The following is an 8,513-nucleotide window of genomic DNA, read 5'->3' on the forward strand; positions in this document are numbered from 1 at the left end:
CTAGATCAAGCTCCCCAACTCGCCCTCGTCACTGGTTAACAGACATCCTCTGTCTCGAACCAGCTTGGCAGGTAGGGGGCGCCCGCTGGATGCGGGCCGGCTGGAAGGGAGGGATACGGCACCGCGAACGACTGAGGGTTGGTGGACACTGCGAGGGCACGGGCCGCGTGTCATGCTGTGGGCGGCCAGCCGTGTTCCGTAGCCGCGGGTGCTAGGTGCCCGACAGGGAGGAACCAGCATGGTGGACGGAGCCGGCTCGGCACAGCTTGCGGTCCTCATCGACGCGGAGAACGTCCCGCTGTGGGCGGTCGAGCCGCTGCTCGCCGAGAGCATGCACCACGGGAAGGTTCGGGTCAGGCGTGCCTACGGTGACTGGTCGGGCTCTCTGAGGAACTGGAAGAAGACCCTGCAGGAGCTGTCCATCCGGCCGGTGCAGGTGTTCGCCGCCGTCAAGGGGAAGAACGCAGCCGACCTGGCGTTGACGATCGACGCGATGGACCTGCTGCACTCCGGATCCGTCGACGCGATCTGCATCGCCTCCTCAGACAGCGACTTCACCCGGCTGGCCGAACGGATCCGCGAGAGCGGTCTGACCGTCCACGGGTTCGGCGAGGAGACGAAGACGAACCCGGGCCTGCCCGCCGCCTGCGACACCTTCGTCTACGTCGAGACCCTCGCGACGGACACGCCACCGACACCTACCGCGGAGCCCGGCCAGGCGCTCGTGCCCGCCCAGGCCACCCCGCCACCCCCGCATCGGGCGAGCGACGTCACGGAGACCGCCATGCCAGGCGCGGAGACCAGCACGCCGCAGGTCGCTGTCTCCGCCCCGCAGGCGCAGAAGAAGGCGCAGACAGTCCTGGCCGCGCCTCCCCGGGCGACGACCGCCGAACTGCGCGCGGACACCGCGCTCATCAGCCGGCTCCGCGACGCCGTCACGACCAACACCGGCCCCGACGGCTGGACCCACCTGTCGACCGTCGGGCTGGCCATCCGCAAGCATCCCGCGGTCGTCCTGAGGACCTACGGCTACACGCGCCTCACAGACCTCATGGTCGCGACCGACCTGTTCGAGCTCCAGCGGCACGACCCTGGCACGTCCGGCCCCGTCCACGCACGCCTCAAGTAGGCACTTCGAGCACCACGGCGACGGTGACCCGCCCACCGTGCTCGCAGCCGCGCGCCAAGAGACCGGACCAGCTCCGCCCCCATGCCAGTAGACGCGAACCGCACGTCCCGCACGAGCGCCGGGGCGACGTCGACCTCGAAAGCGCAAATTGCCAGTCGTCTCGCGCTGCCCCGCCAGTGGTACCCCTCCTGGGGGTAGTAATGGTGCGGTATGGATGTGTATGACCGTTTTGGGGCCCATTATGGGTTCGCGGTTCGCTGTCGTCGGCGTGCGACGGTAAAGCCCGACTTCGGCACTCCGTCTGTTGCCGTCATCGCGATCTGGGCAGGCTGGGAGTGAGCTGCGTGTTGCTCGGTGTGGGGGTTGGCGGATGAGATCTCAGCGAACGCCACCGAGCCGGGATCCGCCGGCGGTGGTGCGGACGGAGCTGCTGCATGAGACGGAGCAGACCCGGGTGACTCGGCTGGTGTTCCCGGCTGGGAGTGTGATCCGGAAGGAGCCGCTGGGACCTGGCTCGCAGCGGCGGCTGCGTCATGAGGTTGAGGTCCTCGAGCGTCTGGTCGGGGTCGAGGGGGTCGTGCAACTGGCGGACGGTGTGTCGACCTGCCCGGGGTCGATCCTGCTGGCCGACGTCGGCGGTGCGGTGCTGTCCGGGCGGACCATGCCACTGGATCCGGCCGAGCTGGTCGATCTGGCCGGATCGCTCGCGCGCACCGTGGCGGTGATGCACCGGCGGGGTGTGGTGCATCGGGACATCAGCCCGGCGAACATCGTACTGGGTGGGGATCGCGGCGTGCCACACCTGGTCGACTTCGCGTTGGCTACGAACTGCGTGGAGGTCGAGCCGGGGTTCCTCCACCACAACGAGATCGTCGGGACAGTGCCGTACCTGGCGCCGGAGCAGACCGGCCGGACGGGCAGCCCCATCGACCAGCGGGCCGACCTGTACGCGCTCGGGGCCACCCTCTACGAGCTGGCGACCGGCACACCACCGTTCGGCGCGGACGACCCCCTGCGGACCATTCACGACCATCTCACGCGAGTGCCGGCACCACCGTCGGCGGTGAACCCGTCGCTGCCGGTCGACATGTCGCGGATCATCCTGCATCTGCTGGAGAAGGAGCCGGACGATCGCTACCAGAGCGCGGACGGGCTGGCGCACGATCTCGCGCTGGTGCACCGCGGCGCCGCGGTGGTGCGTCCCGGCGAGCACGATCTTCCGGCACGGCCGCTGACGCCGTCCCGGCTGGCCGGCCGCGACGAGGAGATCGCCGAGCTGGGCTCGGCGTTCGCCGACGCGCTGGCGGGCCGCTGCCATGGGGTCCTCGTCAGCGGCCCGCCGGGGGTGGGCAAGACGTCCCTGGTCAACGCGCTGCGGCCGATCGTGGCCGGTGGCGACGGCTGGTTCGTGGCGGGCAAGTTCGACCAGTACCGCCGGGACCAGGAGTACGACGCAGTCCGCCAAGCGCTGCGGGCGCTGGGTCGGCTGCTGCTGGCCGAACCGGAGGCCTGTCTGGTCGAGGTGCGGGAGCGGCTCCTGCGGGCGTTGGGACCCAACGCCGGCCTGGCCGCCGCCGTCGTGCCGGAGCTGGCGGCGCTGCTAAGGGTCCCCCCGGCGCTGGGGGACCCGATGACTGCACAGGTGCGAGCACAGCGCGTTGCAGTGGAGACACTGCGCGCCGTTGCCTCCCGGGAACGCGCGGTGGTGTTCTTCGTCGACGACCTGCAGTGGGCTGGGCGGACACCGCTGGGCTTCCTCGACCTGATCCTCGGCGGCGAGGAACAGATCGAGGGACTGTTGCTGGTCGGCGCGTACCGGGAGTTGGAGGTGGACGCCACCCACCCGCTGGCGCCGATGCTCGCCCGCTGGAGCCGCCAACCGGCCGGGCCGCAGCACCTGCGGTTGGGTAATCTGCCGCCAGTAGACCAGACGGCCATGGTCGCCGACCTACTGCGCCTGTCCCCAGAGCGCGGCGCGGAGCTCGCGCGGCTGATCGCGCCGTCGACCGCGGGCAATCCGTACGACACGGTGGAGCTGCTCAACTCGCTGCGCCATGACGGCGTACTGGCCCTCGGAGACGATGGTTGGCGATGGGAGCAGGCCATGCTGCGCCGCCGACTGGACTGCGTGGACGTGACCGGGCTGCTGCGTGCCCGTATGGCTGTGTTGTCGCCGGCCGCCAGAGAGATGCTGGCCATGATGGCGTGCCTGGCCGGCCGGGTGGAACTCGACCTCTTGGAGGCCGCCGCCGGGCTTGCGGCGGATGAGATCGAGCGGCGGCTCGCCCCCGCGTTCACCGACGGGCTTCTCGTGCTGGAATCCGACGGCCGACAGAGCGTGCGCTTTCGTCATGACAAGGCCCAGGAGTCCGTCCTGAGCGGCCTCACCCCGCAGGCCGAACGCGCCATGCGACTGCGCCTGGCCCGGGCTCTGGCCGACCGACCTGAGCTGTTCGCCGTGGCGGCGGCGCAGTACCTGCTCGTGGTCGACGCCGTGCACGCCCCCGAGGAACGGCGACTGGTGGCCGGTCTCTTCCGGCGCTCTGCCGACGAGGCGAAGCTGCTGAGTAACCACCCCTTGGTGGAGAGGTTCCTGACCGCGGCGTTGAGGCTCGTCGACCCGGCGGACACCGACCAGTTGATCGACGTCCACACCGGCCGGCACGCGGCTCTGTACATGCTCGGGCGGCTTGAGGAGACCGACGAGGAGTACCAGACCATCGGCCGGCTGTGCACCGATCCGGCTCAGCGCACGGCGGCGACCCTGGTGCAGGTCAGCAGCCTCACCAGCCAGGGCCGCGCCGCCGAGGCGATGCGGCTCGGTCTCAACCAGCTGCGGCAGCTCGGCCTCGCCGTCCCGGATCGGGACCACCTCGACGCGGAGATCGACCGCAGACTCGACGCGCTCTACCAGTGGATCGGCCAGACCAGCGAATCCGACGATCTACGTCGGCCGCGAATCACCGACCGTTCACAACTCGACACCGCCAGGATCATCAACCGGCTCATGCCCCCGGCGTACTTCTCCGACCAGAAGATGCTGGCCTGGCTGACCGTGGCGACGCTGGAGATATGGGCACGGCACGGCCCGGATCCCACCTTGCTCGGCCCCGCCGGCCACATCGCCTTTGTGACCGTCGTCCGCAGACGGGACTACCGCACCGGGCGGCGCGTGATGCGGCGGATCCTCGCGGTCTGTCAGGCGCGCGGCTATGAGCCTGACATGTGGCAGGCGCGGTTCCTGTATGCAGCCGGTACCGGCCACTGGTTCGACCCGCTCGAGGACAACCTGGCTGCGGCGCGCCGCGCGCTGGAGGGCCTGCTCCAGGGCGGTGACCTACAGAACGCGTGCTGGACCCACTACGTACTGATGTCCACCATCCTGGACTGCGCACCACTGCTTGATGCGTTCGTTGCTGAGATCGACGAGGCCCTGGCGTTCACCAGACGCACCAGCAACGGCAACGCCGAGGAGACGTTCCGGGCCTATGACCAGCTAGCGAGAGTGCTGCGAGGCGAGGTCGTCACCTCGGCGGCCGGTGAGGCGGCCCAGCTCGGCAGGCTGGCCGCCAACCCGTTCGCCGCTGCCCACCTGCACATTACCCGGGCGCTCGCTGCAGCCATCCTCGATCAGCCGGGCGAGCTGGTCCGACACACGGCGGCTGCAATGCCGTTGCTGCCGTCTATCCAGGCGCTCTATCCGATGGCGGTGGCGTACCTGCTACGAGCCATGGCGTTGGCGGGCCGGGCCCGCACGGCGGAAGCGGGCCAGCGTGGCGCGGTGCTGGCCGAGCTGGACGAGGCGATCGAATGGCTGACCGCGCGCGCAGCCGACGCGCCGGTCAACTTCCTGCACCTGCTGCGCCTGGCGGAGGCGGAGCGGGCCTGGACCACCGGCGACTTCCGCGAGGCGGCGTACGCGTTTGATGTGGCACAGCGAGAGGCCTCCATACGGGCGCGACCGTGGCACCGGGCGCTGATCCTGGAACGCGCCGCACGGTTCTACCTGGCCCACGGCATGGAGGAAACCGGCCATCTGCTGCTGGCCGCGGCCCGCCGCCAGTACCTGGCCTGGGGCGCGACGGCGAAGGTCAGCCAGCTCGACTGGGCCCACCCGAAGCTACGAGTTGAGCCCACGGCTGCGGAGCCGGCCGACCAGCCATCAGCAGAGCCTTCTGCCCGCCGCTCCACCGTCACAACCGGCACCATCGACCTGCTCGGCATCATCGCGGCCTCCCAGACGCTCAGCTCCGAGACCACCCTCGACGGCCTCCGGACCAGGGTCGCGGGAATCCTGTCAGCCATGACCGGAGCCACGGACGTTCACTTCCTGCTACGTGACCAGCAGGACCGCGGCTGGCTGGTGTCTGTCGGCGGCGGCACGGTCTCGCTGCCGGAGGCCGGCCGGCGGCGGATACTGCCGGCCTCGGTCGTCCGGTACGCCGAACGCACCCGCGAGCCTGTCGTCGTCGCCGACCCCACCCGCGACGACCGGTTCCGCCACGACCCGTACTTCACCGACCTGAACCGCTGCTCGCTACTGGCTATACCCATCATGATCCGGGGCGAGCTGCGGGCGATGCTGCTGCTGGAGAACCGGATGATCCGCGGCGCGTTCTCCACCGAACGCCTCGAAGGGATCATGCTCATCGCCGGGCAACTGGCGGCCTCGCTCGATAACGCCCTGGTGTACGCGTCGCTGGAACGCAAGGTCGCCGAGCGGACCCAGCAACTCGCCGCCGCCAACCGGCGGCTGGAACAGCTCTCGCGCACCGATTCGCTCACCGGACTACCCAACCGGCGGCACCCATCGCGCTGGCGATGGTCGACATCGACCACTTCAAGCTCTACAACGACCACTTCGGGCACACCGCCGGTGACCGGTGCCTCCGGCGGGTCGCCGCCTGCCTGGCCGAGAACGTCCGTAGCACCGACATGGCGGCCCGCTACGGGGGCGAGGAGTTCGCCGTGGTCATGCCGGACACCGACTCCGACACCGCCGTCCGCCTGGCCCGACATCTCTGCTCCGCTGTCGCGGAACTGGCCGTACCACATCCGCTGGTCATCGACTGCATCGTCACCGTAAGCATCGGGGTCGCGGCGATCATTCCCACTCCCGGTGACACCCTGGCGGTGTTTGTCGAGCTCGCCGACGTCGAGCTATACCAGGCCAAACGCGGCGGACGCAACCGGGTAGAAATTGCACTCCCACAGGGCCTGTAAAAGTAACGGTGTGACCCTGATCAGGGAGTACACCTGATGACGATCATGATCGACATGGCGGACACTGCCGAGGTGTCTACCCTGGTCGGGTGGCCCGGGGGGATCGCACCCCCGGGCTCCCACAGAACGGAGCGTGAAACTCGCGGTTCACTCCGCTCTTCTCACCGTGATCCGGTCGGCATGGATACCCAGGCCCAGTGCGCGAACAGTCTGGGCGGCGCTGTTGCATTCGGAGGATCTGGCGCACGCCAGGGGCCTCGGCGACCGTGGTCAGACGGTGCGGGCGAGCTCGGTGAACGCAGCAGCAAGCCGAAGGTGCGGATCGGTGTCGACAGCGAGTTCGTAGTGGCCTCGGCGGATGTTCTGGACGAGGGCATGTCCAGCGCTGATCGTCTGGACGGAGCGGAGGCGTCTCAGACCACGCATCGGGTGGAGCCGGGCTTTTAACCGGCCATGATCGGCTTCGAGCCGGTTGTTCTCCTGCGTGGCATCCACGTGACAGGCCTCGGGCACCAGCTCGTCGAGGAGCCGCGGGTAGACGGGTGCCTTGTCGGTGGTGACCTCGGCCGGCCGGCGCCCGTGGGACAGCGCCGCGGCGAAGAACCTTCGGGCTGCGGCCTGGTCGCGGCGGGTGCTGGCCAGGACGTCGATGACCTGGCCGTGCTGGTCAACCGCCCGGTACACGTAGGTCCACCGGCCGGCGACCTTCACATACGTCTCGTCGACGAACCACCTATCCCCAGGGCGGTGCCGACACGACCGGGCCGCGTCGGCCAAGAGCGGAGTGAAGCGCTTCACCCACCGGTACACAGTCACGTGATCAATCTCGAGGCCGCGTTCGGCCAGCAGCTCCTCGACATCCCGGTACGACAGCGCGAACCGCAAGTACCACCGCACCACCAGAACGATCACCTCCGGCGGAAACCGGAACCCGGCGAACTCCGACGTCGGAACCGGTGGACGGACACGACGTCGACGCATCATCCGATCATGACTGACCGGTCACCGAGATGGCGGACTTCGCCAACGCAACAGCGCCCGCGGCGGACACACCCACCGACGTTGACCTTCTCCCGGGGGAGTACGCCGACGACCGGCTCGGTCACGTCGCCCGGATGCTCGAGCCCGACGAGCTGGCCGTGATCGAGACCTACGCCGACAACCTCGGCAGCATGACCTGGACCGACGCCGCGGCTGCGGCCGGCCACCCCGATCCGGACCGCTTCGGCGCCCACGTCCGCCGCAAGCGCAAGACGCTCACCAGCGAGCTTGAGCGGCGTGCCGTCGCCCAGACCCGCACCGAGAACCGCTTCGGGGCACGGTGGCACTGACCGGAACCGTCGGGCGGTCGTCACGTGACGGTCGACCTAGGTAGACAGCCCCCGGCGGCCACCGGGGGCTGTCTTAGACCAATCCGCCCGGCATGAGCGACGGTCTACGGGCAGGTTCGCACTGTTGGCACCCAGATGCCTACGGGCGAACGTGTACACCACCGCGTGGATGGAATGCGAGGTTTGGACGCAGGACGCTGTGACCCAGCGGTTTGACCTTCCCCTTTCGAGGGGCACCGACGGCCATCGGTGCGGGGTCTCACGCGAAAGATAGATCATTTCCGCCCGGCATGAACCCTGAGAGGACAAGCGACGATGACGCCTGCTCCCCCGTCGAGACCCCTTCATCACTGCGACGGTGATGATCGCCTTGGTCACTATCCTGGCTGGCACGATCATCGTGCTGGCCACCGGCAGCATTGAGGCCCTGGCGGGGCTGGGCCTGCTCGTGACCTCGGTGCTGACGTCGCTGGCCGCATTCCAGCGGGAGACCTCAGCGACACGCCGCCGTGCCAGCGCCTCTGCCCCACCGATCTCTGCGGATAGCTGAAAGAGATCCGCTGGCGACCAGTACCGCTGGGTCGGTCCTCACGTGAGGACCGACCCAGCGCCACCTGGCGCCGTGGAACTTGACCTCTTCGGTTTCAGGCCGTGGAGCTGACCCTCTACCTGGTCAGCTCCACGGGGCAAGTGGCCGCCCGTCGGTCTCGAAGGTGCCCTCATGGAGTTGGTTGCGGGTGTCGCGGAACCAGACAGTGGAGTCCACGCACGTGGTGTACGGATCGTGATCGTCTAGCGACTCGCCGGAGTGGCGGTCCGTGACGTAGAGC

At 69.1% G+C, this 8,513-nt stretch carries 4 protein-coding genes and 1 pseudogene; 4 read left to right on the forward strand and 1 reads right to left on the reverse strand.

Annotated features, from left to right (window positions below; all coding sequences use genetic code 11):
- The first annotated feature begins 238 nt into the window (after window positions 1–238).
- Window positions 239–1,129, forward strand: a complete 891-nt coding sequence (locus MXD62_RS26290; protein ID WP_248832102.1) for an NYN domain-containing protein — start codon at window positions 239–241, stop codon at window positions 1,127–1,129.
- A 370-nt stretch (window positions 1,130–1,499) separates the two neighbouring features.
- Window positions 1,500–6,352: pseudogene (locus MXD62_RS26295) on the forward strand (diguanylate cyclase).
- Window positions 6,353–6,622: 270 nt separating this feature from the next.
- Here the strand turns inward: MXD62_RS26295 and MXD62_RS26300 are convergent.
- Complete coding sequence (locus tag MXD62_RS26300; protein ID WP_248832105.1) at window positions 6,623–7,333, reverse strand: IS6 family transposase; 711 nt, start codon at window positions 7,331–7,333, stop codon at window positions 6,623–6,625.
- A gap of 29 nt (window positions 7,334–7,362) precedes the next feature.
- Here MXD62_RS26300 and MXD62_RS26305 point away from each other — a divergent pair, with 29 nt between their 5' ends.
- Both MXD62_RS26305 and MXD62_RS26310 read left to right on the forward strand, forming a co-directional pair.
- Window positions 7,363–7,683: a hypothetical protein gene (locus MXD62_RS26305; RefSeq protein WP_248832103.1), complete on the forward strand. Its 321-nt coding sequence runs from the start codon at window positions 7,363–7,365 to the stop codon at window positions 7,681–7,683.
- 370 nt (window positions 7,684–8,053) lie between these two features.
- Window positions 8,054–8,233, forward strand: coding sequence for a hypothetical protein (locus tag MXD62_RS26310; protein ID WP_248832104.1), 180 nt, complete (start codon window positions 8,054–8,056; stop codon window positions 8,231–8,233).
- The last annotated feature ends 280 nt before the right edge of the window (window positions 8,234–8,513 follow it).

Origin of the sequence: Frankia sp. Mgl5 (assembly GCF_023242985.1) — a bacterium.
Classification (GTDB): Bacteria; Actinomycetota; Actinomycetes; order Frankiales; family Frankiaceae; genus Parafrankia; species Parafrankia soli.

Coding starts and splice junctions, on each gene's coding strand:
- MXD62_RS26290 (WP_248832102.1), top strand. CDS start 239: ATGGTGGACGGAGCCGGCTCGGCACAGCTTGCGGTCCTCATCGACGCG.
- MXD62_RS26300 (WP_248832105.1), bottom strand. CDS start 7,333: ATGCGTCGACGTCGTGTCCGTCCACCGGTTCCGACGTCGGAGTTCGCC.
- MXD62_RS26305 (WP_248832103.1), top strand. CDS start 7,363: ATGGCGGACTTCGCCAACGCAACAGCGCCCGCGGCGGACACACCCACC.